The sequence below is a fragment of the Streptococcus sp. 3613 genome, assembly GCF_013277375.1.
Classification (GTDB): Bacteria; Bacillota; Bacilli; order Lactobacillales; family Streptococcaceae; genus Streptococcus; species Streptococcus pseudopneumoniae.
The window spans coordinates 1-26,819 of the sequence record NZ_VMMV01000094.1; the positions used below are offsets into that span (position 1 = coordinate 1).

Consider the following 26,819-nt stretch of genomic DNA (forward strand, 5'->3'; position numbering starts at 1 on the left):
CTTTCAAAAAGCATTCTAGTCCATCTCCGATTAACGATGGACTTTATCACCTCCTTCTCCAGTCCTTGTATAACATCTTGAAGTTGATTCATGATATCTTCCAATATGGGCATCAACAGCTCCATAACAATAGCAAAATTCTCGTATATAGTGACTATGGATATGTGGACCTACTCCCATTGGAGCCCAACAAGATCCCAGTTTACTGATTCTACCGAAACCAGCCTCATCTTGGTACATCAAGCGAACCTTACGAAAAGGTCTACTGGTTTTAAAGCGCTTTCTTTTCTTCTTGAATTGAGATTTTATTTTTAGACGCGACAATGGTTTGAGAGTCTACTTTCTTGGGATGTGCTGGACGTGGCCTAATATTTCGCCAACCATGGTGCTTCAAGAGCTGATAGAAGGTATCACGTGTGTAGGAAGAACCTAACTCCTTTTTATAAGCCTGAAATAAGGCATCAATTGTAACAAATTCTCCTGCCTCTGCAGCCTTCAAATGGCGGGCAAGAAAGACTTTCTCTTCCTCAACTGTCATATATGCATGGTTACGACCACCACGTGTTTCTTGAAGGAGAGAATCGAGTCCGAACTCCTCATATTTTTTTACAGTTGGCCAAATCGTTGTTTGATTACAGTCTAAAAGCTCTATAATCTCTTTATAAGATTTACCCATCAGACGAAATAGAACGATTTGAAGGCGTTTATGATATTTAGCTGTACGAGAGTCTCTTAAAAGTGTTTTGATAGCTTGGATTTCTTCTTTAGTTGATTTCATATTACTATTATATAATGCTTTTTGATTTTAGTTTAGTATTATCGTAGAAAATGGACTCGGTGCTATGGATACACCGGATGAGAATGGTTATGTAGCAGATGACTATCGGATTACTTACTTAGAGGCCTACATCAAGGCCATGCGAGATGCCATTTACCAAGACGGGGTTGACTTGCTTGGTTATACGACTTGGGGCTGTATCGATTCGGTTTCAGCTGGCACAGGGGAAATGAATAAGCGCTATGGCTTTATCTATGTAGATCGAGATAATGTAGGAAATGGGACTCTCAAACGTAGCAAGAAGAAGTCCTTCTATTGGTACAAGGATGTCATTGATAGCAATGGAGCAAGCATCGAGTAGAGCACATTTGTTTACTATTTTTACAAAATCTTCTCCCTACTTTATAAGATGTGAAAAAAGAGTTCAAATGGAACTCTTTTTTTGCTATAATGAGGGGAGAAAAATCAGACAGGAGATCAAGATGTCAGAACCATTATTTTTACAATCAGTTATGCAAGAAAAAATCTGGGGTGGAACCAAGCTACGTGATGAGTTTGGCTACGACATCCCAAGTGAAAAAATCGGAGAATACTGGGTCATCTCAGCCCATCCAAATGGTGTCTCTAAAGTTGCCAATGGACGCTACCAGGGAACAGACCTGGCTACTTTGTATGCGCAGCACCGTGAATTGTTTGGCAATCGTCCAGAACCTGTATTTCCACTCTTGACTAAAATTCTGGATGCTAACGACTGGCTCAGCGTCCAAGTTCACCCAGACGATGCTTATGGACTCGAGCATGAAGGCGAACTCGGAAAAACAGAATGCTGGTACATCATAGCTGCGGATGAAGGCTCAGAGATTATCTACGGTCACAATGCCAAGTCAAAAGAGGAACTCCGCCAGCAAATCGAAGATAAAAACTGGGATGCCTTGCTGACAAAAGTGCCTGTTAAGGCTGGAGATTTCTTCTATGTACCAAGTGGCACCATGCATGCTATCGGTGCGGGTATCTTGATTCTTGAAACCCAACAATCTAGTGACACCACCTATCGCGTCTATGACTTTGACCGTAAGGATGATAAGGGAAACTTGCGTGAACTTCACCTTGAAAAATCCATTGATGTATTGAACATTGGTGAGCCTGCAAATAGCCGTCCTGTAACTGTTAAAGCTGATGATTTATACTCAACTCTCCTTGTATCCAATGATTTCTTTGCAGTTTACAAGTGGGAAATTACTGGAAAAGTTGACTTCGAAAAGACAGCTGACTACAGCTTATTGAGTGTCTTAGCTGGTCAAGGTCAGCTAACTGTTGACGGAAAAAACTATCCAATCCAAAAAGGCAGCCACTTTATCCTACCAAGTGATGTTGAAGCTTGGACTCTGGAAGGGCAAGATTTGGAATTGATTGTTAGCCATCCATAAAAAAGAAAGGGCCTGAGTTTACTACTCAAGTCCTTTTTGATTACATAAATTGGGCGATGAAGACCACGATGATGATGATTGGAATGATGAAACGAAGAAGGAAGAGCCAGACTTGGAACAGTCCCTGTTTCCATGCTGTTTCATCGAGATGGAGTTCCTCCATTGCAAGAGCCTTTTTAAAGATATAGCCTGTAAAAAGTGAAAGGCAGAGAGCTCCAAATGGCATGAGAAGATCGGAAACCAAGAAATCCATAGCGTCAAAGAAGGTCTTCCCAAAAATGTGAATATCTGCCATAACACCGTAAGAAAGGGCTGAGGGAATGCCAAAGACAAAGGTCAAAATTCCTAAAATAACACTCCATTTGGCACGCTTGCTGTTGTCCTGATTGGTGATATTGCCCACATTGATTTCCAGCATAACAACGGAAGAAGTGACTGCCGCAAAGAGGAAGAGCAAGAGGAAGAGGATGTAGAAAATGGTTCCAAAAGGCATCTTGTCAAAGAGTTGAGGCAAGACGATAAAGAGCAGGCTCGGTCCCCCTTCAGACTGGATATTGAAGGCTGACATAGCAGGGAAAATGGCTAGACCTGCCATGATGGATACCGAGATGTTCATGGCTACAATGGAAATCCCTGACTGGACCAGATTGGTTTTCTTATCCAAGTAAGAAGCATAGGTCAACATAGCTGTAACCCCTAGTGAGAGGGCAAAGAAAGATTGTCCTAGAGCATAGAGGAGACCAGCACTTGTCAGTTTTGAAAAGTCTGGTTTGAGGAAGTAAAGAACCCCTTCCATGGCATTTGGCAAACTGAGAGAGCGCCCGATGATGACGACAAAGATGATAAAGAGCAGGGGCATCATGACTTTCGAAGCTCTTTCAATCCCTTTTTGAATTCCACGTGACACAATAAAGATATTCAATAGGATAAAGGCAGCTTGAGCTCCAAGGGCAATGACTGGATTTGAAATGATCAGACTTCCTGAGAAACAAAATATGGTATAGTAGTTCTATGAATTATGAAGCAAGTAAATAACTAACTGATGCACGATTTAAGCGTCTTGTTGGTGTTCAGCGTACCACTTTTGAAGAAATGTTAGCTGTATTAAAAACAGCTTATCAACTTAAACACGCAAAAGGTGGACGAAAACCTAAATTAAGCCTAGAAGATCTTCTTATGGCCACTCTTCAATATGTGCGAGAATATCGAACTTATGAAGAAATTGCGGCTGATTTTGGTATCCACGAAAGCAACTTACTCCGTCGGAGCCAATGGGTTGAAGTAACTCTTGTTCAAAGTGGTTTTACGATTTCAAGAACTCCTCTCAGTTCTGAGGACACGGTAATGATTGATGCGATGGAAGTAAAAATCAATCGTCCTAAAAAAACAATTAGCGAATGATTCTGGTAAAAAGAAATTTCACGCTATGAAGTCTCAGGCGATTGTCACAAGTCAAGGGAGAATTGTTTCTATTGTCATGATATGAAGTTGTTCAAAATGAGTCGCAGAAATATCGGACAAGCTGGTAAAATCTTGGCTGACAGTGGTTATCAAGGGCTCATGAAGATATATCCTCAAGCACAAACTCCACGTAAATCCAGCAAACTCAAGCCGCTAACAGCTGAAGAGAAAGCCTATAACCATGCGCTATCTAAGGAGAGAAGCAAGGTTGAGAACATCTTTGCCAAAGTAAAAACGTTTAAAATGTTTTCAACAACCTATCGAAATCATCGTAAACGCTTCGGATTACGAATGAATTTGATTGCTGGTATTATCAATCATGAACTAGGATTCTAGTTTTGCAGGAAGTCTAATAGAGTATGAACTTGTTCTCGTATTTCTTCGAGAGCTAAGTTACTTTCAAGAATAATATTTCCACTTTGAATATAAGTTCGAACTTGTTGAAAACCAGCTTCTGTCAAGATATCTACTAGATAAGACATTTTAGGGATAGCATTTTTTCCATTAGGAGTGACTCCCCTTAGCAAGATAATATGTTCCAAAGTAGTTCCTTTCTTTTTTTTGGGGGGGATTGTTCCATTTAGTAATGTATATTTAGATTGGGTTTGATCCCGCCACCCAGCCGGTACAGAGGGCAGAAGTGATGTTAAAGCCACCTGTGTGGGCGTTGATATCCATGACTTCGCCTGCAAAGTGGAGGCCAGGAACCAGCTTACTTTCAAGGGTTTTAGGGTTGATTTCCTTGAGACTGACACCACCTTTGGTGACAAAGGACTTGGCAAGAGACATTTTTCCAGTTACAGGAATTTTAAGTCCTTTAATGGACTGGACAAGTTGTTCTCGTTCCTTTTCAGTCAGTTGTTTGACTTTTTCAGGATATCCTTGTACAAAAAATTCGGCCAAGCGTTCTGGTAACAAGGTTTTTAAGGCATTTTTTAGAGCTTTTTCTCGATTTTCTTCTAGGAATTTAGCCAAGTCCTTCTCAGAAAGCTGAGGCAAAACATCCAGTGAGAGAATCTCCCCACCCTTGACAAAGCTAGACATACGTAGGGCAGCAGGGCCTGACAAACCAAAGTGGGTAAAAAGCAAATCGTGAGTGATGACACGCTTGCCATAACTTAGAGTCACATCATCCAGCGAAATCCCCTGCAAGGCCTTATGTGGAAAATCTGTTAATAAAGGACTTTCAGCAGCTTCAAGCTCGGTGATGGTGTGTTTAAAATGGCGAGCAATCTCGTGACCAAAACCAGTCGAACCAGTCGAAGGATAGGATTTTCCACCAGTTGTGACAATGAGTTTCTCACAAGTGAAGACTTGGTTAGCTGACTTCAGGACAAATTGCTCATCTACTTTTTTAACCGAAACAATTTCGGTTTGAGTAGCAACTTGACCACCTAGTTCAGTGATTTTCTTTTCCAAAGCTTCGATAATAGTCCGAGACTTGTCACTAGCTGGAAAGACGCGTCCGTGGTCTTCGACCTTAAGTTTAACACCATTTTCTGTAAAAAAGTTGATGATGTCATGATTATCGAACTGGGAGAAAACACTGTAAAGAAAGCGTCCGTTTCCAGGAATTCCAGCTAGTAGGTCGTCCAAGCTACCATTGTTGGTCACATTGCAACGTCCCCCACCAGTCCCAGCTAACTTTTTTCCAAGTTTCCGATTTTTTTCGATGAGGAGGGTTTTCTGTCCATAAAAGCTACTGGAAATCGTAGCCATCATACCAGCAGGTCCTCCACCGATGACAATAGTATCAAAATGTTTCATAGCTCTATTGTACCACAAAAAAACAAGAGATGATGGTTACCTCTTGTCAAGAATGCAATTAATCAATTTCATAGCCCATCAGCAGACCGCCATCTTCTGCATAGAAACTGCAGAGACCAGATGTTGGGAGAATTTTAATATCCGCCTGTGGGAAGGTTTCACGGATTCGGTCTGAAAGCTGTTGGCAACATTTCTCGTTATTGCGTTGGGCCATAACAATACGGCCACCAGCATATCCTGCTTTCACTAACTCTTCATAGGCTGCTTGAACTGACTTCTTTGCTCCTCTTGCTTTTTGTAGCAATTCGAGGGTTCCAGTTTCACTAGCTTCCCCAACCATACGGATATTTAGAAGGCCAACGACCGTACCGATAAGCTTGCTCAAACGGCCGTTCTTCACCAAGTTATCGACTTTGGCTAGGACAAAGAGCAACTTAGTTTTTTCTTGATAGGCGGTGATAGCTTCAACCACTTCTTCAAAAGATAAGCCCTGGTCAATCAAGTCATTTAATTTTTCTACGAGCAAGTCAACTTCTCCACCAGCAGACAAACTATCAATTACATGAATCTTAGTGTCAGGATGTTCTTCCAGATAAATATTCTTGGCCAGTTGCGCACTATTGTGACTACCAGAAAGAGTACCAGTGATGGTTACTAGGAAAATGTTTTTGGCACCTTCAAATGCTCGCAAATAATCATCTGGGCTTGGACAAGCTGATTTTGAAGCTTCTGCGGTTGCATACATGGTTTTCATCATATGGTCAATATCAAGACTGGCATCATCAACAAAGACCTGATCAGCTACTTGAATGGTTAAGGGGACACTTACAAAGGTTGTGTTAATAGCTGGTGTTGGCAGTTGACGATAATCACAACCAGAGTCAGCAATAATCTTCCAAGTCATAGAAATTCTCCATCTTTGTCAGTTATACATTGACAAAGGTTCTGTCTTTTTTTACAATTATATCATGAAAACCCTTGAAACAAAAGCATCATCCGTCTGTTGTGACAAGTAGAAAGAAAATGTTATGTCTGAACGTAGAATCTCTGAAAAGTCTCTTGAAAATCTCAGAAAATCAAACCAAGAATCCAATTTATTAACCAGAGAAGCCATTGAAACAGCCCTCTTGCAACTCTTGGAAAAAAAGGAACTGACCAAGATTAGTATTTCTGAATTGGTCAAACGTGCAGGTGTTTCGCGTGCGGCCTTTTATCGCAATTATGACTCCAAAGAGGAAATTTTAGAGAGCGTCTTTAAACGAACTGTCCACAATATTATGGAACAGCTGCATCATTACGATTTAAAGACAGACCTTTATTTGGTTTGGGTTCACCTTTTCCGGGAGGCCAGAAAGGAAGTTAGAGTGATTCAATTGGCCTTGGATTACCATCTGGAAAAAATCTTTGTCCAAGCCATGCAGGAATTTCTAGAAAAATACCATGGAAAATCAAAAGGTGTCAGCTCTTATCTTCATTCCTTCTGGAGCTCGGCCATCGTCTCTGTCCTTCTAAAGTGGATCAAGGATGGCATGAAGGTACCTGCTGAAAAGATTGCGGATTTACGGTTACCATTTTTTAAAAAATAGAGAAATAGGAGAAAAGAGATGACTGAAAAAAGACTGGCCTGGGATGAGTATTTTGCAGCCCAAGCCCTACTAATTGCCAATCGTTCCACTTGTAAACGTGCCAAAGTGGGCGCAATTCTGGTAAAGGATAATAAGGTCATTTCCACTGGTTACAATGGTTCGGTGTCAGGGACTGAGCATTGTATTGACCACGAATGTTTGGTCATTGAAGGCCACTGTGTTCGCACCCTTCACGCTGAGGTTAATGCTATTCTCCAAGGTGCAGAACGTGGTGTTCCCAAAGGTTTTACAGCCTATGTGACCCATTTTCCTTGTCTCAACTGTACCAAACAATTGCTGCAGGTCGGTTGCAAGCGCGTGGTTTATATCAACCAGTACCGAATGGACGACTATGCCCAATACCTTTATCAAGAAAAGGGAACAGAATTAACCCATTTACCACTTGAGACAGTACAGACAGCTCTTAAAGAAGCAGATTTAATGTAAAAATTATCAAAAATAAATGGTTTAGAAAGATTTTTAAACCGTTTTTTGGTATAATAAGAAGAATAAATTGAAAGAAGGAATTCCAAAAATGGGAAAAATTGAAGTTATTAATCACCCGCTGATTCAACACAAATTGTCAATCTTGCGTCGTACAGATACTTCTACAAAAGCTTTTCGTGAGCTAGTAGATGAGATTGCAATGTTGATGGGGTATGAAGTACTTCGTGATCTTCCACTAGAAGATGTGGAAATCGAAACACCAATTACAAAAACAGTTCAAAAACAATTGGCAGGTAAGAAATTGGCCATCGTTCCAATCTTACGTGCAGGTATCGGGATGGTCGATGGGCTCTTGAGCTTGGTTCCAGCTGCTAAGGTTGGTCACATCGGTATGTACCGTGATGAAGAAACGCTTCAACCAGTTGAATACTTGGTAAAATTGCCTGAAGATATTGACCAACGTCAAATTTTTGTAGTAGATCCAATGTTGGCAACAGGTGGCTCAGCAATCTTGGCTGTTGACTCGCTTAAAAAACGTGGCGCATCAAATATCAAATTTGTCTGCCTTGTATCAGCACCAGAAGGTGTAAAAGCTCTTCAAGAAGCTCATCCAGATGTAGAAATCTTTACAGCAGCCTTGGATGAACGTTTGAACGAACACGGTTATATCGTTCCAGGTCTTGGAGATGCTGGAGACCGCTTGTTCGGTACAAAATAAAATTAAAAAGAGAATGACTTGGAAAAGAAGTTCCAGTCACGAAAGGAGGTTGAATTTTTGTTTCTGTTCTAATGAAAACAGAGCAAAAATCTGACCTTTTTTGACCAAAATATTATAATAGTCTTATCTTCAGTCATTTGACCAACAAAAATAAAACTCAAAAGGAGAAATAAATGATTCCTGTAGTTATTGAACAAACAAGCCGTGGAGAACGTTCCTACGATATTTACTCACGTCTTTTAAAAGACCGCATCATTATGCTGACAGGTCCAGTTGAAGACAATATGGCTAACTCAGTTATTGCCCAATTGCTTTTCTTGGATGCCCAAGATAGTACAAAAGATATTTACCTTTATGTCAACACACCTGGTGGTTCTGTTTCAGCTGGCTTGGCAATCGTTGATACCATGAACTTTATCAAGGCAGATGTCCAAACCATCGTTATGGGAATGGCTGCATCTATGGGGACGGTCATTGCATCAAGTGGAGCAAAAGGCAAGCGTTTCATGCTTCCAAATGCAGAGTATATGATTCACCAACCAATGGGCGGTACAGGTGGAGGTACTCAACAAACCGATATGGCGATTGCTGCAGAACACTTGCTTAAAACTCGTCATACCTTGGAAAAAATATTGGCTGAAAATTCAGGTCAGTCAATCGAAAAAGTCCATGCAGATGCAGAACGCGATAACTGGATGAGTGCCCAAGAAACACTTGAATATGGCTTTATTGATGAAATCATGGCCAACAATTCATTGAACTAATGTTGATAGAAGGCAAACTCGACTGGGTTTGCTTTTTTTGGTATAATAGGGGGAGATTTCTTAGAAAGAGGATTTATCATGTTTGAAAAAGTCAATCGATCTGGCTTGATTATCTATCTTTACTATAATCGTGATGCCAAAAAACTGCAGGATTATGGAGATATTACCTATCATTCCAAGAAGCATCGTTACTTACAACTCTATGTTCCAACTCAAGAAGTGGAGCAATTGGTCGGGCGCTTGAGCAAGGAAAAGTTTATCAAAAAAGTCAGAGTTTGTCATATCCAAGAGCTGGAAACACCCTTTGTGGGTAACCTTTACCGATAGGAAAACGTTATCAGATAAAAATTTAAAGAAAAGTGTTGACAATTTTCTGATAATTCGATATATTCTTAACAGACTATTTAAGAAATAAGGAGACAAAAAAAGATGAAGAAAAAATTTGCCCTATCGTTTGTGGCGCTTGCAAGTGTAGCACTTCTTGCAGCCTGTGGAGAAGTGAAGTCTGGAGCAGTCAACACTGCTGGTAACTCAGTAGAGGAAAAGACAATTAAAATCGGGTTTAACTTTGAAGAATCAGGTTCTTTAGCTGCATACGGAACAGCTGAACAAAAAGGTGCCCAATTGGCTGTTGATGAAATCAATGCCGCAGGTGGTATCGATGGAAAACAAATCGAAGTAGTCGATAAAGATAATAAGTCTGAAACAGCTGAGGCTGCTTCAGTTACAACTAACCTTGTAACCCAATCTAAAGTATCAGCAGTCGTAGGACCTGCGACATCTGGTGCGACTGCAGCTGCGGTAGCGAACGCTACAAAAGCAGGTGTTCCATTGATCTCACCAAGTGCGACTCAAGATGGATTGACTAAAGGTCAAGATTACCTCTTTATTGGAACTTTCCAAGATAGCTTCCAAGGAAAAATTATCTCAAACTATGTTTCTGAAAAATTAAATGCTAAGAAAGTTGTTCTTTACACTGACAATGCCAGTGACTATGCTAAAGGGATTGCCAAATCTTTCCGCGAGTCATACAAGGGTGAAATCGTTGCAGATGAAACTTTCGTAGCAGGTGACACAGACTTTCAAGCAGCCCTTACAAAAATGAAAGGGAAAGACTTTGATGCTATCGTTGTTCCTGGTTACTATAATGAGGCTGGTAAGATTGTAAACCAAGCGCGTGGTATGGGAATTGACAAACCAATCGTTGGTGGTGATGGATTTAACGGTGAAGAGTTTGTACAACAAGCAACTGCTGAAAAAGCATCAAACATCTACTTTATCTCAGGTTTCTCAACTACTGTAGAAGTTTCAGCTAAAGCCAAAGCCTTCCTTGACGCTTACCGCGCTAAGTACAATGAAGAGCCTTCAACATTTGCAGCCTTGGCTTATGACTCAGTTCACCTTGTAGCAAACGCAGCAAAAGGTGCTAAAAACTCAGGTGAAATCAAGGATAATCTTGCTAAAACAAAAGACTTTGAAGGTGTAACTGGTAAAACAAGCTTCGATGCGGACCACAACACAGTTAAAACTGCTTACATGATGACCATGAACAATGGTAAGGTTGAAGCAGCAGAAGTTGTAAAACCATAATAGAAAAATGTTGAAATAGGGAATGAGCCTTTGACTCACTCCCTGTTTCGATGTTTAAGAACCTATCAAAAAGTGAGGGAAAAACCTCGGAATTATATATAGAAAGAGTGAATCTTATGCTCCAACAACTAGTAAATGGTTTGATTCTAGGTAGTGTTTATGCGCTGTTAGCCCTAGGATATACCATGGTTTACGGAATTATCAAGCTCATCAATTTCGCCCACGGTGATATTTATATGATGGGAGCCTTTATTGGTTATTTCTTGATCAATTCTTTCCAAATGAATTTTTTTGTAGCGCTTATTGTAGCGATGCTAGCGACAGCCATCCTTGGTGTCGTGATTGAGTTCCTTGCTTACCGACCTTTGCGTCACTCTACTCGTATTGCTGTTTTGATTACAGCTATTGGGGTTTCTTTCCTACTGGAGTATGGCATGGTCTATCTGGTTGGTGCCAATACCCGTGCCTTCCCTCAAGCGATTCAAACAGTTCGCTATGATTTGGGACCAGTTAGCCTAACAAATGTGCAGTTAATGATCTTGGCCATTTCCTTGCTTTTGATGATTTTGTTACAAGTCATTGTCCAAAAGACCAAGATGGGGAAAGCCATGCGTGCAGTATCCGTAGATAGTGATGCAGCGCAATTGATGGGGATCAATGTGAACCGGACTATCAGCTTTACCTTTGCTTTGGGTTCTGCTCTTGCGGGGGCGGCTGGTGTTCTGATTGCTCTTTATTATAACTCTCTTGAGCCTTTGATGGGGGTTACTCCAGGTCTTAAGTCTTTCGTTGCCGCGGTACTTGGTGGTATCGGGATTATTCCTGGTGCGGCTCTTGGTGGTTTTGTGATTGGTTTATTGGAAACCTTTGCGACAGCATTTGGGATGTCAGACTTCCGTGATGCCATTGTTTATGGAATCTTGTTGTTGATCTTGATTGTCCGCCCAGCTGGTATCCTTGGTAAGAATGTGAAAGAGAAGGTGTAAGCGATGAAAGAAAATTTAAAAGTTAATATTCTATGGTTACTCCTTTTGTTAGCTGGCTATGGCTTGATTAGTGTACTGGTTTCAGTCGGAGTACTCAATCTGTTCTATGTACAGATTTTACAACAAATCGGAATTAATATTATTCTGGCTGTTGGTCTCAACTTAATCGTTGGTTTTTCAGGACAATTTTCACTTGGGCATGCTGGTTTCATGGCGATTGGTGCCTATGCAGCAGCTATTATTGGTTCTAAATCACCAACCTACGGTGCCTTCTTTGGAGCCATGCTTGTAGGGGCTTTGCTTTCAGGAGCAGTTGCCTTGCTTGTCGGAATTCCAACCTTACGCTTGAAGGGGGACTATCTTGCAGTAGCAACTCTAGGTGTTTCTGAAATTATTCGTATCTTTATCATCAATGGTGGAAGCCTTACAAATGGTGCGGCAGGTATCTTAGGAATTCCTAACTTTACAACTTGGCAAATGGTTTACTTCTTTGTCGTGATTACAACCATTGCAACCTTGAACTTCTTGCGTAGCCCAATTGGTCGTTCAACCCTCTCTGTTCGTGAGGATGAAATCGCTGCTGAGTCAGTTGGGGTTAATACGACTAAGATTAAAATCATCGCCTTTGTCTTTGGTGCTATTACTGCAAGTATTGCAGGGTCACTTCAGGCAGGATTTATCGGTTCAGTTGTACCGAAAGATTACACTTTCATCAACTCAATCAACGTATTGATCATTGTTGTATTTGGTGGACTTGGTTCCATTACAGGTGCCATTGTATCGGCTATTGTTCTGGGAATTTTGAATATGCTTCTCCAAGATGTTGCCAGCGTGCGTATGATTATTTACGCTTTGGCCTTGGTATTGGTAATGATTTTCAGACCAGGTGGACTCCTTGGAACATGGGAATTGAGCCTATCACGTTTCTTTAAAAAATCTAAAAAGGAGGAACAAAACTAATGGCATTACTTGAAGTAAAACAGTTAACCAAACATTTTGGCGGTCTAACAGCTGTTGGAGATGTGACTCTTGAATTGAACGAAGGGGAACTGGTTGGACTAATCGGTCCAAATGGAGCTGGGAAAACCACCCTTTTCAACCTCTTGACGGGTGTTTATGAACCAAGTGAGGGAACAGTAACCTTAGATGGTCACCTTTTGAATGGAAAGTCACCTTATAAGATTGCTTCTTTGGGACTTGGACGTACATTCCAAAATATCCGTCTCTTTAAAGATTTAACCGTTTTGGACAATGTTTTGATTGCCTTTGGTAACCATCACAAACAACATGTTTTTGCTAGTTTTTTGCGCTTACCAGCTTTTTACAAGAGTGAAAAAGAATTAAAGGCTAAAGCCTTGGAATTGCTGAAAATCTTTGATTTAGATGGTGATGCAGAAACTCTAGCTAAAAATCTTGCCTACGGACAACAACGTCGTTTGGAAATTGTTCGTGCCCTCGCTACGGAACCTAAAATTCTCTTTTTGGATGAACCAGCCGCAGGTATGAACCCGCAGGAAACAGCCGAATTGACTGAGTTAATTCGTCGTATCAAAGATGAATTTAAGATTACAATCATGTTGATTGAACACGATATGAATCTGGTCATGGAAGTAACAGAACGTATCTACGTACTTGAATATGGCCGTTTAATTGCTCAAGGAACTCCAGATGAAATTAAGACCAATAAACGCGTTATCGAAGCTTATCTAGGAGGTGAAGCCTAATGTCTATGTTAAAAGTTGATAATCTTTCTGTGCATTATGGTATGATTCAAGCAGTCCGTGATGTAAGCTTTGAAGTGAATGAAGGAGAAGTTGTTTCCCTTATCGGTGCCAATGGTGCAGGTAAGACAACCATTCTCCGTACCTTGTCTGGTTTGGTTAGACCAAGCTCTGGAAAGATTGAATTTTTAGGTCAAGAAATCCAAAAAATGCCAGCTCAAAAAATCGTAGCAGGTGGGCTTTCACAAGTTCCAGAAGGACGCCACGTCTTTCCTGGCTTGACTGTTATGGAAAATCTAGAAATGGGAGCTTTTTTAAAGAAAAATCGTGAAGAAAATCAAGCTAACTTGAAGAAGGTCTTTTCACGCTTCCCACGTCTTGAAGAACGCAAGAACCAAGATGCAGCCACTCTTTCAGGAGGAGAACAACAAATGCTTGCCATGGGACGCGCTCTTATGTCAACACCAAAACTTCTTCTCTTAGATGAACCCTCAATGGGACTTGCCCCAATCTTTATTCAAGAGATCTTTGATATCATTCAAGATATTCAGAAGCAAGGAACAACCGTCCTCTTGATTGAACAAAATGCTAATAAAGCACTCGCAATCTCTGACCGAGGATATGTATTGGAAACAGGGAAAATCGTTCTATCAGGAACAGGAAAAGAACTCGCTTCATCAGAAGAAGTCAGAAAAGCATATCTAGGTGGCTAAAAAGGTCCGGGGGACCTTTTTAGTCGGTGAATAGAGATTGCGAAGCAATTATCTTATTCAGTGGATTGTTTTAGTCGGCATATTTAGATTGCAAACAAATCTACATCTATATTGAAAGCTTAATTTCTAATAATTGAAAAAATCGAATGAAAGGTATCTTGCTTTCATTCACAGAGCTCGATTTTAGAGCTCTTTTTGCTAGCTTATTCATACTTTTCTGAATTTTGAAAAAGAAATGTAAGCGTTTGATAGATTTACAAAAAGATTGTATAATAGGGATAAGAATAGAAAAGGAGAAGTCTCATGGCAGTTAAAGATTTTATGACCCGCAAGGTAGTTTATATTAGTCCAGATACAACAGTATCTCATGCAGCAGATTTGATGAGAGAGCAAGGGTTGCACCGCTTGCCTGTTATCGAAAATGATCAATTGGTTGGTTTGGTAACTGAGGGAACCATTGCCCAAGCTAGCCCATCAAAAGCAACCAGTCTTTCTATCTATGAGATGAATTATCTTCTAAATAAGACAAAAGTAAAAGATGTCATGATTCGCGATGTTGTCACTGTTTCAGGCTATGCGAGTCTAGAAGATGCAACTTATCTGATGTTGAAAAACAAGATTGGTATTCTTCCTGTAGTAGATAACCATCAAGTCTATGGGGTTATTACGGACCGTGACGTTTTCCAAGCCTTTCTTGAAATTGCTGGTTATGGAGAAGAAGGAATTCGTGTGCGCTTTGTTACAGAAGATGAAGTTGGCGTTCTTGGTAAGATTGTTTCTCTAATCGTTGAAGAAAATTTGAATATCTCCCATACAGTCAATATTCCGCGTAAGGATGGTAAGGTCATTATCGAAGTGCAAATCGATGGATCAATTGATTTACCAGCCTTGAAAGAAAAATTTGAAGCAAATGGTATTCAAGTGGAAGAAATCACTCGCACTTCAGCAAAAGTCTTGTAAGAAGGGAAGCCGAAAGGCTTCTTTTTTCATAAAAAAGGGATTATAGCAAAAGATGGAAAGAAATGATAAAATATGCTATAATGAAATGATGTAAAAAAGGAGTATTTATGGACATTTCAGTAATCCGTCAAAAAATTGACGCAAATCGTGAAAAATTAGCTTCTTTCAGGGGGTCTCTTTGACCTCGAAGGGCTAGAGGAAGAGATTGCCATCTTGGAAAACAAGATGACAGAACCTGATTTTTGGAATGATAATATTGCGGCCCAAAAAACGTCGCAAGAATTAAATGAATTAAAAAACACCTATAACACCTTCCACAAAATGGAAGAGTTGCAGGATGAAGTCGAAATTTTATTGGACTTTTTAGCTGAAGACGAGTCAGTTCAAGAAGAACTGGTAGAGCAGTTAGCCGAACTTGATATGATGATGACCAGCTATGAGATGACTCTACTCTTGTCAGAACCTTATGACCACAACAATGCCATCTTGGAAATCCATCCAGGTTCTGGTGGTACTGAGGCTCAGGACTGGGGTGATATGTTGCTTCGTATGTATACTCGTTATGGTAATGCTAAAGGCTTTAAAGTGGAAGTATTGGATTACCAAGCAGGGGATGAAGCTGGTATCAAGTCAGTAACCTTATCATTTGAAGGGCCTAATGCCTATGGTCTTCTCAAGTCAGAAATGGGGGTACACCGTTTGGTGCGAATTTCACCATTTGACTCTGCCAAACGTCGCCATACATCTTTCACATCCGTAGAAGTGATGCCTGAGTTGGACGATACCATTGAAGTGGAAATCCGGGAAGATGACATCAAGATGGATACCTTCCGTTCAGGTGGTGCCGGTGGACAAAATGTCAATAAGGTTTCAACAGGTGTACGTTTAACCCACATTCCCACTGGAATTGTTGTCCAGTCAACAGTGGATCGGACCCAGTATGGAAATAGAGATCGAGCTATGAAGATGTTGCAGGCTAAGCTCTATCAAATGGAGCAAGAGAAGAAAGCTGCGGAGGTAGATTCCCTCAAGGGTGAGAAAAAAGAAATCACATGGGGAAGCCAAATCCGTTCTTATGTCTTCACGCCTTATACTATGGTAAAAGATCATCGAACTAGCTTTGAAGTTGCTCAGGTAGATAAGGTTATGGACGGAGACCTAGATGGTTTTATCGATGCCTACCTTAAGTGGCGAATCAGCTAAGATAGAAAGGAACTCACATGTCAATCATTGAAATGAGAGATGTCGTCAAAAAATACGACAACGGAACGACTGCCCTACGCGGTGTTTCGGTCAGCGTTCAACCGGGAGAATTTGCTTACATTGTAGGACCTTCAGGAGCAGGGAAGTCAACCTTCATTCGTTCTCTGTATCGTGAAGTAAAAATCGATAAAGGAAGCCTATCAGTTGCTGGTTTTAATCTGGTTAAGATCAAAAAGAAAGACGTCCCGCTTCTACGTCGTAGTGTTGGGGTTGTCTTCCAGGATTATAAACTCTTGCCAAAGAAAACTGTCTATGAAAATATTGCTTACGCTATGGAAGTAATCGGGGAAAATCGCCGTAATATCAAAAAACGTGTGATGGAAGTTTTAGACTTGGTTGGGTTGAAGCACAAGGTTCGTTCTTTTCCAAATGAGCTCTCAGGTGGAGAGCAACAGCGGATTGCGATTGCACGTGCCATTGTAAATAATCCCAAAGTATTGATAGCCGATGAACCAACAGGAAACCTGGATCCGGATAATTCATGGGAAATTATGAATCTCTTGGAACGGATTAACCTACAAGGGACAACTATTTTGATGGCGACTCATAATAGCCAGATTGTAAATACCTTGCGCCACCGTGTCATTGCCATTGAAAATGGCCGTGTCGTTCGTGACGAATCAAAAGGAGAGTATGGATACGATGATTAGTAGATTTTTTCGCCATTTATTTGAAGCCTTAAAAAGTTTGAAACGAAATGGTTGGATGACAGTAGCTGCTGTCAGTTCAGTCATGATTACTTTGACCTTGGTGGCAATATTTGCTTCTGTTATTTTCAATACAGCGAAACTAGCTACAGATATTGAAAATAATGTCCGTGTAGTAGTTTATATCCGAAAGGATGTGGAAGATAACAGTCAGACAATTGAAAAAGAAGGTCAAACTGTTACAAATAATGACTACCACAAGGTATATGATTCTTTGAAGAACATGTCTACGGTTAAGAGTGTTACCTTTTCAAGTAAAGAAGAACAATATGAAAAGTTAACCGAGACAATGGGAGATAACTGGAAAATCTTTGAAGGAGATGCCAATCCTCTCTATGATGCCTATATTGTAGAGGCAAACACTCCAAATGATGTAAAAACTATAGCCGAAGATGCTAAAAAAATTGAAGGTGTCTCTGAGGTTCAAGATGGCGGTGCCAATACAGAAAGACTCTTCAAGTTAGCTTCATTTATCCGTGTTTGGGGACTAGGGATTGCTGCCTTGTTAATTTTTGTCGCAGTTTTCTTGATTTCAAATACCATTCGTATTACCATTATTTCCCGCAGTCGCGAAATTCAAATCATGCGCTTGGTCGGAGCTAAAAACAGTTATATCCGTGGACCGTTCTTGTTAGAAGGAGCCTTTATCGGTTTATTGGGAGCTATCGCACCATCTGTTTTAGTCTTTATTGTTTATCAAATGGTTTACCAATCTGTCAACAAATCGTTGGTAGGGCAAAATCTATCCATGATTAGTCCAGATTTATTTAGTCCGTTGATGATTGCCCTACTATTTGTGATTGGGATTTTCATTGGTTCATTGGGATCAGGAATATCCATGCGCCGATTCTTGAAGATTTAGGTAAAATAATTATTTTTATGAGGAGGTTGTAAAATCTCCTTTTTTGCTACTAGAGTTTTTGAAAAGGGACTTCTAATACTCAATGAAAATCAAAGAGCAAACTAGGTAGCTCGCCAAAGAATGCTCAAAATACTGTTTTGAGGTTGTAGAAAGTCAGTCATATATATACGGTAAGACGACGCTGACGTGGTTGGAAGAGATTTTCGAAGAGTATCAAGAAGTTGCTCAGAGAAGACTTCTTGATGGCTAACTTGAACTTGAAATTTAGCACCTAGAAAATTTTTGAAAAAAGAGGATTTTTTTGAATAAAAGCCTTTACAAAAAAAATTAAAGTGGTATAATTAAATCATAAAAGGTGCAAACGTTTTCGTAAAACGTTTGCCTAAATAAAAATAAAGGAGATTTGAATGATGAAAGATACATTCAAAAATGTCTTGTCTTTCGAATTTTGGCAAAAATTCGGTAAGGCTTTGATGGTGGTTATCGCGGTTATGCCGGCTGCTGGTTTGATGATTTCAATCGGTAAGTCTATCGTGATGATTAACCCTAACTTTGCTCCACTCGTTATTACTGGTGGTGTCCTAGAGCAAATCGGTTGGGGGGTTATCGGTAACCTTCACATTTTGTTTGCCCTAGCCATTGGAGGAAGCTGGGCTAAAGAACGTGCTGGTGGTGCTTTCGCCGCTGGTCTTGCTTTCATCTTGATTAACCGTATCACTGGTACAATCTTTGGTGTATCAGGCGATATGTTGAAAAATCCAGATGCTATGGTAACTACTTTCTTTGGTGGTTCAATCAAAGTTGCTGATTACTTTATCAGTGTTCTTGAAGCTCCAGCCTTGAACATGGGTGTATTCGTAGGGATTATCTCAGGTTTTGTAGGGGCAACTGCTTACAACAAATACTACAACTTCCGTAAACTTCCTGATGCACTTTCATTCTTCAACGGAAAACGTTTCGTACCATTTGTAGTTATTCTTCGTTCAGCAATCGCTGCAATTCTACTTGCTGCTTTCTGGCCAGTAGTTCAAACAGGTATCAATAGCTTTGGTATCTGGATTGCCAACTCACAAGAAACTGCACCAATCCTTGCACCATTCTTGTATGGTACTTTGGAACGCTTGCTCTTGCCATTTGGTCTTCACCACATGTTGACTATCCCAATGAACTATACAGCTCTTGGTGGTACTTATGACATTTTAACTGGTGCAGCTAAAGGTACTCAAGTATTTGGTCAAGACCCACTATGGCTTGCATGGGTAACAGACCTTGTTAACCTTAAAGGTACAGATGCAAGTCATTACCAACAATTGTTAGATACTGTTCACCCAGCTCGTTTCAAAGTTGGACAAATGATCGGTTCATTCGGTATCTTGATGGGTGTGATCGTGGCTATCTACCGTAATGTCGATGCTGATAAGAAACATCAATATAAAGGTATGATGATTGCGACAGCTCTTGCAACATTCTTGACAGGGGTTACTGAACCAATCGAATACATGTTCATGTTTGTAGCAACACCTATGTATCTTGTTTACTCACTTGTTCAAGGTGCTGCCTTCGCTATGGCTGACGTAGTAAACCTACGTGTCCACTCATTCGGTTCAATCGAGTTCTTGACTCGTACACCACTAGCAATTAATGCTGGTATTGGTATGGATATCGTTAACTTTATCTGGGTAACTGTTCTCTTTGCTGTAATCATGTACTTTATCGCAAACTTCATGATTCAAAAATTCAACTACGCAACTCCAGGGCGTAACGGAAACTACGAAACTGCTGAAGGTTCAGAAGAATCTAGCAGCGAAGTGAAAGTTGCAGCAGGCTCTCAAGCTGTAAACATTATCAACCTTCTTGGTGGACGTGCAAACATCGTTGATGTTGACGCATGTATGACTCGTCTTCGTGTAACTGTTAAAGATGCAGATAAAGTAGGAAATGCAGAGCAATGGAAAGCAGAAGGAGCTATGGGTCTTGTCATGAAAGGACAAGGGGTTCAAGCTATCTACGGTCCAAAAGCTGACGTATTGAAATCTGATATCCAAGATATCCTTGATTCAGGTGAAATCATTCCTGAAACTCTTCCAAGTCAAATGACTGAAGCACAACAAAACACTGTTCACTTCAAAGGTCTTACTGAGGAAGTTTACTCAGTAGCAGACGGTCAAGTTGTTGCTTTGGAACAAGTAAAAGATCCAGTATTTGCTCAAAAAATGATGGGTGATGGATTTGCAGTAGAACCTGCCAATGGAAACATTGTATCTCCAGTTTCAGGTACTGTATCAAGCATCTTCCCAACAAAACATGCTCTTGGTATTGTGACTGAAGCAGGTCTTGAAGTATTGGTTCACATTGGTTTGGACACAGTGAGTCTTGAAGGTAAACCATTTACAGTTCATGTTGCTGAAGGACAAAAAGTTGCAGCAGGAGATCTCCTTGTCACAGCTGACTTGGATGCTATCCGTGCAGCAGGACGTGAAACTTCAACAGTAGTTGTCTTCACAAATGGTGATGCAATTAAATCAGTTAAATTAGAAAAAACAGGTTCTCTTGCAGCTAAAACAGCAGTTGCTAAAGTAGAATTGTAATATATTTGAGGTTGGAAGCTGTATTCCAACCTCTTATTTTGGGAGAAAAGAATGAAATTTTTAACACTCAATACTCACAGTTGGATGGAAAAAGAAGCTGAGGAAAAATTCCAGATTTTGCTTGAGGATATTCTTGAAAAGGACTATGATTTGATTTGTTTCCAAGAAATCAATCAGGAGATCACATCTCCAGAGGTGGAGGTTAATGATCTTTATCAAGCTTTGCCAGCAGCTGAGCCTATTCATCAAGACCACTATGTTAGACTCTTGGTTGAAAAGTTGTCTGAGCAAGGGAAAAATTACTACTGGACTTGGGCTTATAATCATATCGGATATGACCGCTATCATGAAGGTGTAGCTATCTTGTCTAAAACACCTATTGAAGCCAGAGAAATTTTGGTTTCAGATGTGGATGATCCAACAGACTATCATACTCGCCGTGTTGTCGTGGCTGAAACTGTAGTTGATGGTCAGGAGCTTGCAGTTGCAAGTGTCCACCTTTCTTGGTGGGATAAAGGTTTCCAAGAAGAATGGGCACGATTTGAGGCTGTCTTGAAAGAACTGAACAAACCACTTTTGTTAGCTGGAGATTTCAACAATCCAGCAGGTCAGGAAGGCTACCAAGCTATTTTAGCTAGTCCATTAGGCTTACAAGACGCTTTTGAAGTTGCTCAAGAGAAAAGCGGTAGCTATACCGTTCCACCAGAAATTGATGGCTGGAAAGGGAACACTGAACCCCTTCGAATCGACTATGTTTTTACTACCAAAGAGTTAGAGGTGGAAAATTTACATGTCGTATTTGATGGTAACAATAGTCCGCAAGTTAGTGATCACTATGGCTTGAGTGCTATGTTAAACTGGAAATAATGACTGAAAAGAGGTTGGGATTCACAAGTTCCAGCCTTTTTTTTATTAGAGAAGTACTGGAAATAGCCTAAATAAGTGAGATTACTGAAATGGAATAAAATGTGGTATAATTGATAGGATAGATAGAATCGAGGATATTATGTCATTTACGAAATTTCAATTTAAAAACTATATTAGAGAAGCCTTGGAGGAGCTGAAATTTACAACTCCAACAGAGGTGCAAGATAAGTTAATTCCTATTGTTTTGGCAGGTCGTGACCTAGTCGGTGAATCAAAAACAGGTTCAGGTAAGACTCACACTTTCTTGTTACCGATTTTCCAGCAACTAGATGAAGCTAGCGATAGTGTACAAGCAGTCATTACTGCACCGAGTCGTGAGTTGGCTACTCAAATTTACCAAGCAGCCCGTCAGATTGCTGCCCACTCAGAAGTGGAAGTTCGTGTAGTTAATTATGTGGGTGGTACGGATAAGGCTCGCCAGATTGAGAAATTGGCAAGCAACCAGCCTCATATTGTTATTGGAACACCAGGTCGTATTTACGACTTGGTTAAATCTGGTGATCTAGCTATTCACAAGGCTAAGACCTTTGTTGTTGATGAAGCAGACATGACCTTGGATATGGGATTCTTGGAAACTGTTGATAAGATTGCTGGCAGCCTTCCAAAAGACTTGCAATTCATGGTCTTCTCAGCAACTATTCCACAAAAGTTGCAACCATTCTTGAAAAAATACTTGTCAAATCCTGTCATGGAGAAAATCAAGACCAAAACGGTCATTTCTGATACCATTGATAATTGGTTGATTTCTACTAAGGGACGTGACAAGAATGCTCAAATTTATCAATTGACTCAGTTGATGCAGCCTTATTTGGCAATGATTTTTGTCAACACTAAGACACGTGCTGATGAATTACATTCATATCTGACTGCTCAAGGATTGAAGGTAGCGAAGATTCATGGAGATATTGCTCCTCGTGAGCGCAAGCGAATCATGAATCAGGTGAAAAATCTGGATTTTGAGTACATTGTCGCAACAGACTTGGCGGCGCGTGGGATTGACATTGAAGGTGTCAGCCATGTCATCAATGATGCCATTCCGCAAGACTTATCCTTCTTTGTTCACCGTGTTGGTCGTACCGGACGCAATGGCCTACCAGGTACAGCTATTACTCTTTATCAACCAAGCGATGACTCGGATATCCGTGAGTTGGAGAAATTGGGAATTAAATTTACTCCGAAGATGGTAAAAGATGGAGAATTCCAAGATACCTATGACCGTGATCGTCGTGCAAACCGTGAGAAAAAACAAGATAAGCTCGATATCGAAATGATTGGTTTGGTTAAAAAGAAAAAGAAAAAAGTCAAACCAGGTTATAAGAAGAAAATTCAATGGGCGGTTGATGAAAAGCGCCGCAAAACCAAGCGTGCTGAAAATCGCGCTCGCGGTCGTGCAGAGCGTAAAGCTAAACGCCAAACATTTTAATAGAAATTGTTGGAGTACTGAACTCCAACTTTTTGCTTTATGAGAACGAACTATCTAAACCGAAATATCACATTAAAGACTGCAAATTGCGCTAAAAAATGGTATAATGATAAAGTTATATAGTCCCGATAAGATGGTAGGTATTTCTATTTTTTATTGCGAGTCGCAATTCGTAGATGATAGGGATTCCTATCAGTACTTTGTAACTCTATAACACTATTTTTAAGGGGGGACATTTTTATGTCAGAACGTAAATTATTCACGTCTGAGTCTGTATCTGAGGGGCATCCAGATAAGATTGCAGACCAAATTTCAGATGCGATTTTGGATGCTATTTTAGCAGAGGATCCAGAGGCGCACGTTGCTGCTGAGACAGCTGTCTATACTGGTTCCGTCCATGTTTTTGGTGAAATTTCTACAAATGCCTATGTAGATATTAACCGTGTGGTTCGTGATACCATTGCTGAGATTGGCTACACCAATACAGAATATGGTTTTTCTGCTGAGACGGTGGGAGTCCATCCGTCGCTTGTTGAGCAGTCACCAGATATTGCCCAAGGTGTTAACGAAGCCTTGGAGGTTCGTGGGAATGCAGACCAAGATCCGCTTGACTTGATTGGCGCTGGAGACCAAGGGCTTATGTTTGGATTTGCAGTGGATGAAACAGAAGAGCTCATGCCATTGCCAATTTCACTCAGTCACAAACTGGTTCGTCGTCTGGCAGAATTTCGTAAGTCTGGGGAAATCAGCTATCTTCGCCCAGATGCTAAATCACAAGTTACGGTTGAGTATGATGAAAATGACCGTCCAGTACGTGTGGACACAGTCGTTATTTCTACTCAGCACGATCCAGAAGTCAGCAACGAACAAATTCACAATGATGTCATTAACAAGGTTATCAAAGAGGTTATTCCAGCCTCTTACTTGGATGCGCAAACAAAATTCTTCATCAATCCTACTGGTCGTTTTGTAATCGGTGGGCCTCAAGGGGACTCAGGCTTGACTGGTCGTAAGATTATCGTGGATACCTATGGTGGCTACTCTCGTCACGGTGGTGGTGCCTTCTCTGGTAAGGATGCGACTAAGGTGGACCGTTCTGCCTCATATGCAGCTCGTTATATTGCCAAGAATATTGTTGCAGCGGGTCTTGCTAAGAAGGCGGAAGTGCAGTTGGCCTACGCTATCGGTGTTGCCCAGCCTGTTTCTGTCCGTATCGATACCTTCGGTACAGGAACGGTAGCTGAAAGCAAGCTTGAAAAAGCAGCGCGTCAAATCTTTGATCTTCGTCCTGCAGGAATTATCCAAATGCTGGATCTTAAGCGTCCAATTTATCGTCAAACAGCAGCTTATGGACACATGGGACGTACAGATATTGATCTTCCATGGGAACGTTTGGACAAGGTAGATGCTTTAAAAGAAGCAGTCAAATAAAATCTTAAGAGGGGAACTTCCTCTCTTTTTTATAGTTTTTAACTATACTGGGATACTGTTTTGAAAATCCATTTTGCGAAAGTAGAGATTTACATGTATTTCTTTAAAAATGATAAAGGTTGAGATTTCTCCTCGTAATAGATAATCATGGGGATATTTCAATCCAAAGTTTTATTCGTTATAACTTGACTATTGCAAGGTTTTCTAGAGCAACAGAGTCATGGAATGGACTCATGGTTGAGATTTCTCCTTGTTGCTTGGACTTCATTCAAAAGTCTGTTACCCAAGCCTTGTTCAAACTTCCAATACACTAGCTGTTTCCATAGCATGACTTCTGCACTAGACTTTCTTTTCCGAATAAATAGATAGAACCATAGAATCTAGTGAACCTAGAATTAAAACTGTGGTATAATATTAGCAATAAAAGGAATCTGGAGGATTAGAATCATGGTATCAACAAAATCACAAATTGCTGGTTTTGAGTTTGACAATTGCTTGATGAATGCAGCAGGTGTGGCTTGTATGACGATAGAAGAGCTGGAAGGGGTTAAAAACTCAGCGGCAGGAACCTTTGTCACTAAGACAGCGACCTTGGACTTTCGTCAGGGAAATCCTGAGCCACGTTACCAAGATGTTCCACTTGGTTCTATCAATTCTATGGGCTTGCCAAATAAGGGCTTAGACTATTATTTGGATTATCTTTTGGATTTACAGGAAAAAGAGCCAAACCGAACTTTCTTCTTATCTCTGGTTGGAATGTCTCCAGAGGAAACCCATACTATCTTGAAAAAAGTCCAAGAGAGTGATTTTCGTGGTCTGACTGAGCTAAATCTTTCCTGTCCAAATGTTCCAGGTAAACCTCAGATTGCCTATGATTTTGAGACAACAGACCGGATTTTGGCAGAGGTGTTTGCCTACTTCACCAAACCTCTTGGAATTAAATTGCCACCATATTTTGATATTGTTCACTTTGACCAAGCGGCAGCTATTTTCAACAAGTATCCGCTCAAGTTTGTCAACTGCGTTAACTCTATCGGAAACGGCCTCTATATAGAAGACGAATCTGTCGTTATTCGGCCTAAGAATGGTTTTGGTGGAATTGGTGGAGAATACATCAAACCAACTGCTTTAGCTAATGTTCACGCCTTTTATCAACGCTTAAATCCCCAGATCCAAATCATTGGAACAGGTGGCGTGTTGACTGGTCGTGATGCCTTTGAACATATTCTCTGTGGAGCGAGTATGGTGCAGGTGGGAACCACCCTTCACAAAGAAGGCGTCGGTGCCTTTGACCGCATTACCAATGAACTAAAAGCAATCATGGCGGAAAAAGGATACGAGAGCTTAGAAGATTTCCGTGGGAAATTGCGCTATATTGACTAAATTAAATCGAAAAATCAGAAGAAAGGAGAGAAGATGCTAGCCATTGAAGAGAGTCAGAAGTTGACTTTATCAAATTTACCTAGCCTGAGCCTTTTTACAGGGACAGATCAGGGTCAGTTTGAAGTGATGAAGAGTCAAGTATTGAAACAGATTGGCTATGATTCTGCTGATCTCAACTTTGCCTACTTTGATATGAAAGAAGTGGTCTACAAGGATGTGGAACTGGAGTTAGTCAGCCTTCCTTTCTTTGCGGATGAGAAAATCGTGATATTAGACCATTTTGTAGATATCACAACAGCCAAGAAACGCTTTTTAACAGATGATGAACTCAAGTCGTTTGAGGAATACCTTGATAACCCTTCACCAACAACCAAGTTGTTGATCTTTGCGGAAGGAAAGCTGGATAGCAAAAGACGGCTGGTAAAATTACTTAAGCGTGATGCCAAGGTCTTTGATGCAGTAGAAGCCAAAGAACAAGAATTACGCCAGTATTTCCAAAAGTGGAGCCAGAAAGAAGGTCTGCAGTTTACCAATAATTCTTTTGAAAATCTTCTCGTCAAGTCGGGTTTTCAATTTAGCGAAATCCAGAAAAATCTCCTCTTTTTACAGTCCTATAAGGAAGACTCTGTTATCGAGGAAGAGGATATTGTTAACGCAATTCCCAAGACCTTACAGGACAATATTTTTGATTTAACTCAGTTTATTCTGACTAAAAAGATGGATCAGGCGCGCGATTTGGTTAGAGATTTGACCTTGCAAGGTGAAGATGAAATCAAACTGATTGCAGTCATGCTAGGACAATTTCGGACTTTTACTCAGGTGAAGATTTTGGCGGAGTCTGGGCAAACAGAATCTCAGATTGCAAGTAGTCTAGGAAGTTTTCTCGGACGCAATCCTAATCCCTATCAAATCAAGTTTGCGCTGAGAGATTCAAGAGGACTTTCTTTGAGCTTTTTGAAGCAAGTAATTTCCTACTTGATTGAGACAGACTATCAGATTAAGACAGGACTCTATGAAAAAGGTTTCCTTTTTGAAAAGGCACTCTTACAGATTGCTAGTCAGGTCAATTGACATTTGTTGAAACTACAACCCGCGTCAGGATTATCTTGTCGTGGGTTTCTTACTGATTTGCTTATTTTATACTCAATGAAAATCAAAGAGCAAACTAGGAAACTAGCTGCAGGCTGCTCAAAGCACTGCTTTGAGGTTGCAGATAGAACTGACAAAGTCAGCTCAAAGCACTGCTTTGAGGTTGCAGATAGAACTGACGAAGTCAGC

23 protein-coding genes and 5 pseudogenes are annotated in these 26,819 nt (G+C 40.5%); 23 read left to right on the forward strand and 5 right to left on the reverse strand.

Features of this window, described 5'->3' with window-relative positions:
- A pseudogene (locus HT708_RS10275) lies at positions 1-778 on the reverse strand (IS630 family transposase); the annotation flags it as partial.
- 40 nt (positions 779-818) lie between these two features.
- Here HT708_RS10275 and HT708_RS10280 point away from each other — a divergent pair.
- Both HT708_RS10280 and manA read left to right on the forward strand, forming a co-directional pair.
- Positions 819-1,139 (forward strand): annotated as a pseudogene (locus HT708_RS10280) (family 1 glycosylhydrolase); the annotation flags it as partial.
- Between the two features lie 121 nt (positions 1,140-1,260).
- Entirely contained in the window at positions 1,261-2,205 is a 945-nt protein-coding gene (gene manA, locus HT708_RS10285; RefSeq protein ID WP_172926358.1) for a mannose-6-phosphate isomerase, class I, read from the forward strand.
- Positions 2,206-2,245: 40 nt separating this feature from the next.
- Here the strand turns inward: manA and HT708_RS10290 are convergent.
- Positions 2,246-3,178 (reverse strand): annotated as a pseudogene (locus HT708_RS10290) (sodium-dependent transporter); the annotation flags it as partial.
- Between the two features lie 38 nt (positions 3,179-3,216).
- Between HT708_RS10290 and HT708_RS10295 the strand changes: the two are divergent.
- Positions 3,217-4,002: pseudogene (locus HT708_RS10295) on the forward strand (IS5 family transposase).
- Between the two features lie 14 nt (positions 4,003-4,016).
- Here the strand turns inward: HT708_RS10295 and HT708_RS10300 are convergent.
- The 3 genes and pseudogenes from HT708_RS10300 to HT708_RS10310 all read right to left on the reverse strand — a co-directional run.
- Positions 4,017-4,208: pseudogene (locus tag HT708_RS10300) on the reverse strand (DUF1697 domain-containing protein); the annotation flags it as partial.
- Between the two features lie 52 nt (positions 4,209-4,260).
- Positions 4,261-5,433 carry an NAD(P)/FAD-dependent oxidoreductase gene (locus tag HT708_RS10305; RefSeq protein ID WP_172926359.1) on the reverse strand — a complete coding sequence of 391 codons (1,173 nt, stop codon included), beginning with the start codon at positions 5,431-5,433 and terminating at the stop codon, positions 4,261-4,263.
- A gap of 58 nt (positions 5,434-5,491) precedes the next feature.
- Entirely contained in the window at positions 5,492-6,337 is an 846-nt protein-coding gene (locus tag HT708_RS10310) for a DegV family protein (protein WP_138702066.1), read from the reverse strand.
- Between the two features lie 124 nt (positions 6,338-6,461).
- Between HT708_RS10310 and HT708_RS10315 the strand changes: the two genes are divergently transcribed.
- The 20 genes from HT708_RS10315 (at position 6,462) to holA (ending at position 26,612) form a co-directional block, all read left to right on the forward strand.
- Positions 6,462-7,019 carry a TetR/AcrR family transcriptional regulator gene (locus HT708_RS10315; protein WP_000004147.1) on the forward strand — a complete coding sequence of 186 codons (558 nt, stop codon included), beginning with the start codon at positions 6,462-6,464 and terminating at the stop codon, positions 7,017-7,019.
- Positions 7,020-7,037: 18 nt separating this feature from the next.
- Positions 7,038-7,505 carry a cytidine/deoxycytidylate deaminase family protein gene (locus tag HT708_RS10320; protein WP_000136976.1) on the forward strand — a complete coding sequence of 156 codons (468 nt, stop codon included), beginning with the start codon at positions 7,038-7,040 and terminating at the stop codon, positions 7,503-7,505.
- Positions 7,506-7,593: 88 nt separating this feature from the next.
- On the forward strand, positions 7,594-8,223 hold the full coding sequence (gene upp, locus HT708_RS10325) for a uracil phosphoribosyltransferase (protein WP_000515974.1): 630 nt from the start codon (positions 7,594-7,596) through the stop codon (positions 8,221-8,223).
- Between the two features lie 173 nt (positions 8,224-8,396).
- Positions 8,397-8,987 carry an ATP-dependent Clp protease proteolytic subunit ClpP gene (clpP, locus tag HT708_RS10330; RefSeq protein WP_050242379.1) on the forward strand — a complete coding sequence of 197 codons (591 nt, stop codon included), beginning with the start codon at positions 8,397-8,399 and terminating at the stop codon, positions 8,985-8,987.
- Positions 8,988-9,065: 78 nt separating this feature from the next.
- Positions 9,066-9,314: a YlbG family protein gene (locus HT708_RS10335; RefSeq protein ID WP_000462126.1), complete on the forward strand. Its 249-nt coding sequence runs from the start codon at positions 9,066-9,068 to the stop codon at positions 9,312-9,314.
- A 102-nt stretch (positions 9,315-9,416) separates the two neighbouring features.
- Positions 9,417-10,577 (forward strand): ABC transporter substrate-binding protein, encoded by a 1,161-nt coding sequence (locus HT708_RS10340; protein ID WP_000726145.1) that lies wholly within the window; start codon positions 9,417-9,419, stop codon positions 10,575-10,577.
- 116 nt (positions 10,578-10,693) lie between these two features.
- Complete coding sequence (locus HT708_RS10345; protein WP_000941428.1) at positions 10,694-11,563, forward strand: branched-chain amino acid ABC transporter permease; 870 nt, start codon at positions 10,694-10,696, stop codon at positions 11,561-11,563.
- A gap of 3 nt (positions 11,564-11,566) precedes the next feature.
- Entirely contained in the window at positions 11,567-12,523 is a 957-nt protein-coding gene (locus tag HT708_RS10350; RefSeq protein WP_000662290.1) for a branched-chain amino acid ABC transporter permease, read from the forward strand.
- A complete protein-coding gene (locus tag HT708_RS10355) occupies positions 12,523-13,287 on the forward strand; it encodes an ABC transporter ATP-binding protein (protein WP_001185997.1) in 765 nt (254 codons plus the stop codon). Before HT708_RS10350 ends, HT708_RS10355 begins: the two co-directional genes overlap by 1 nt.
- The gene (locus tag HT708_RS10360; protein WP_000062200.1) at positions 13,287-13,997 is read left to right on the forward strand and encodes an ABC transporter ATP-binding protein; all 711 of its coding nucleotides are present in this window, start codon (positions 13,287-13,289) and stop codon (positions 13,995-13,997) included. Before HT708_RS10355 ends, HT708_RS10360 begins: the two co-directional genes overlap by 1 nt.
- 303 nt (positions 13,998-14,300) lie before the next feature.
- The gene (locus HT708_RS10365) at positions 14,301-14,957 is read left to right on the forward strand and encodes a CBS domain-containing protein (protein WP_000268665.1); all 657 of its coding nucleotides are present in this window, start codon (positions 14,301-14,303) and stop codon (positions 14,955-14,957) included.
- 107 nt (positions 14,958-15,064) lie between these two features.
- Positions 15,065-16,160 (forward strand): peptide chain release factor 2 gene (gene prfB / locus HT708_RS10370; protein WP_101502795.1). Its coding sequence is split into 2 segments (ribosomal slippage): positions 15,065-15,136 and positions 15,138-16,160, totalling 1,095 coding nucleotides; the frame shifts between segments, so codons are not numbered across the junction.
- A gap of 17 nt (positions 16,161-16,177) precedes the next feature.
- Positions 16,178-16,870, forward strand: coding sequence for a cell division ATP-binding protein FtsE (gene ftsE, locus HT708_RS10375; RefSeq protein WP_000022265.1), 693 nt, complete (start codon positions 16,178-16,180; stop codon positions 16,868-16,870).
- Entirely contained in the window at positions 16,863-17,789 is a 927-nt protein-coding gene (gene ftsX, locus HT708_RS10380) for a permease-like cell division protein FtsX (protein WP_000625541.1), read from the forward strand. The genes ftsE and ftsX overlap by 8 nt, the downstream gene beginning before the upstream one ends.
- A 407-nt stretch (positions 17,790-18,196) precedes the next feature.
- Positions 18,197-20,377 carry a PTS transporter subunit IIBC gene (locus tag HT708_RS10385; RefSeq protein WP_172926360.1) on the forward strand — a complete coding sequence of 727 codons (2,181 nt, stop codon included), beginning with the start codon at positions 18,197-18,199 and terminating at the stop codon, positions 20,375-20,377.
- 51 nt (positions 20,378-20,428) lie between these two features.
- The gene (locus tag HT708_RS10390) at positions 20,429-21,244 is read left to right on the forward strand and encodes an endonuclease/exonuclease/phosphatase family protein (protein ID WP_172926361.1); all 816 of its coding nucleotides are present in this window, start codon (positions 20,429-20,431) and stop codon (positions 21,242-21,244) included.
- 139 nt (positions 21,245-21,383) lie between these two features.
- Positions 21,384-22,727: a DEAD/DEAH box helicase gene (locus HT708_RS10395; RefSeq protein WP_101781291.1), complete on the forward strand. Its 1,344-nt coding sequence runs from the start codon at positions 21,384-21,386 to the stop codon at positions 22,725-22,727.
- A gap of 240 nt (positions 22,728-22,967) precedes the next feature.
- The gene (gene metK, locus HT708_RS10400; protein ID WP_172926362.1) at positions 22,968-24,158 is read left to right on the forward strand and encodes a methionine adenosyltransferase; all 1,191 of its coding nucleotides are present in this window, start codon (positions 22,968-22,970) and stop codon (positions 24,156-24,158) included.
- Positions 24,159-24,605: 447 nt separating this feature from the next.
- Positions 24,606-25,541, forward strand: a complete 936-nt coding sequence (locus HT708_RS10405; protein WP_172926363.1) for a dihydroorotate oxidase — start codon at positions 24,606-24,608, stop codon at positions 25,539-25,541.
- 33 nt (positions 25,542-25,574) lie between these two features.
- Entirely contained in the window at positions 25,575-26,612 is a 1,038-nt protein-coding gene (gene holA / locus HT708_RS10410; RefSeq protein WP_000879648.1) for a DNA polymerase III subunit delta, read from the forward strand.
- Positions 26,613-26,819 lie beyond the last annotated feature (207 nt).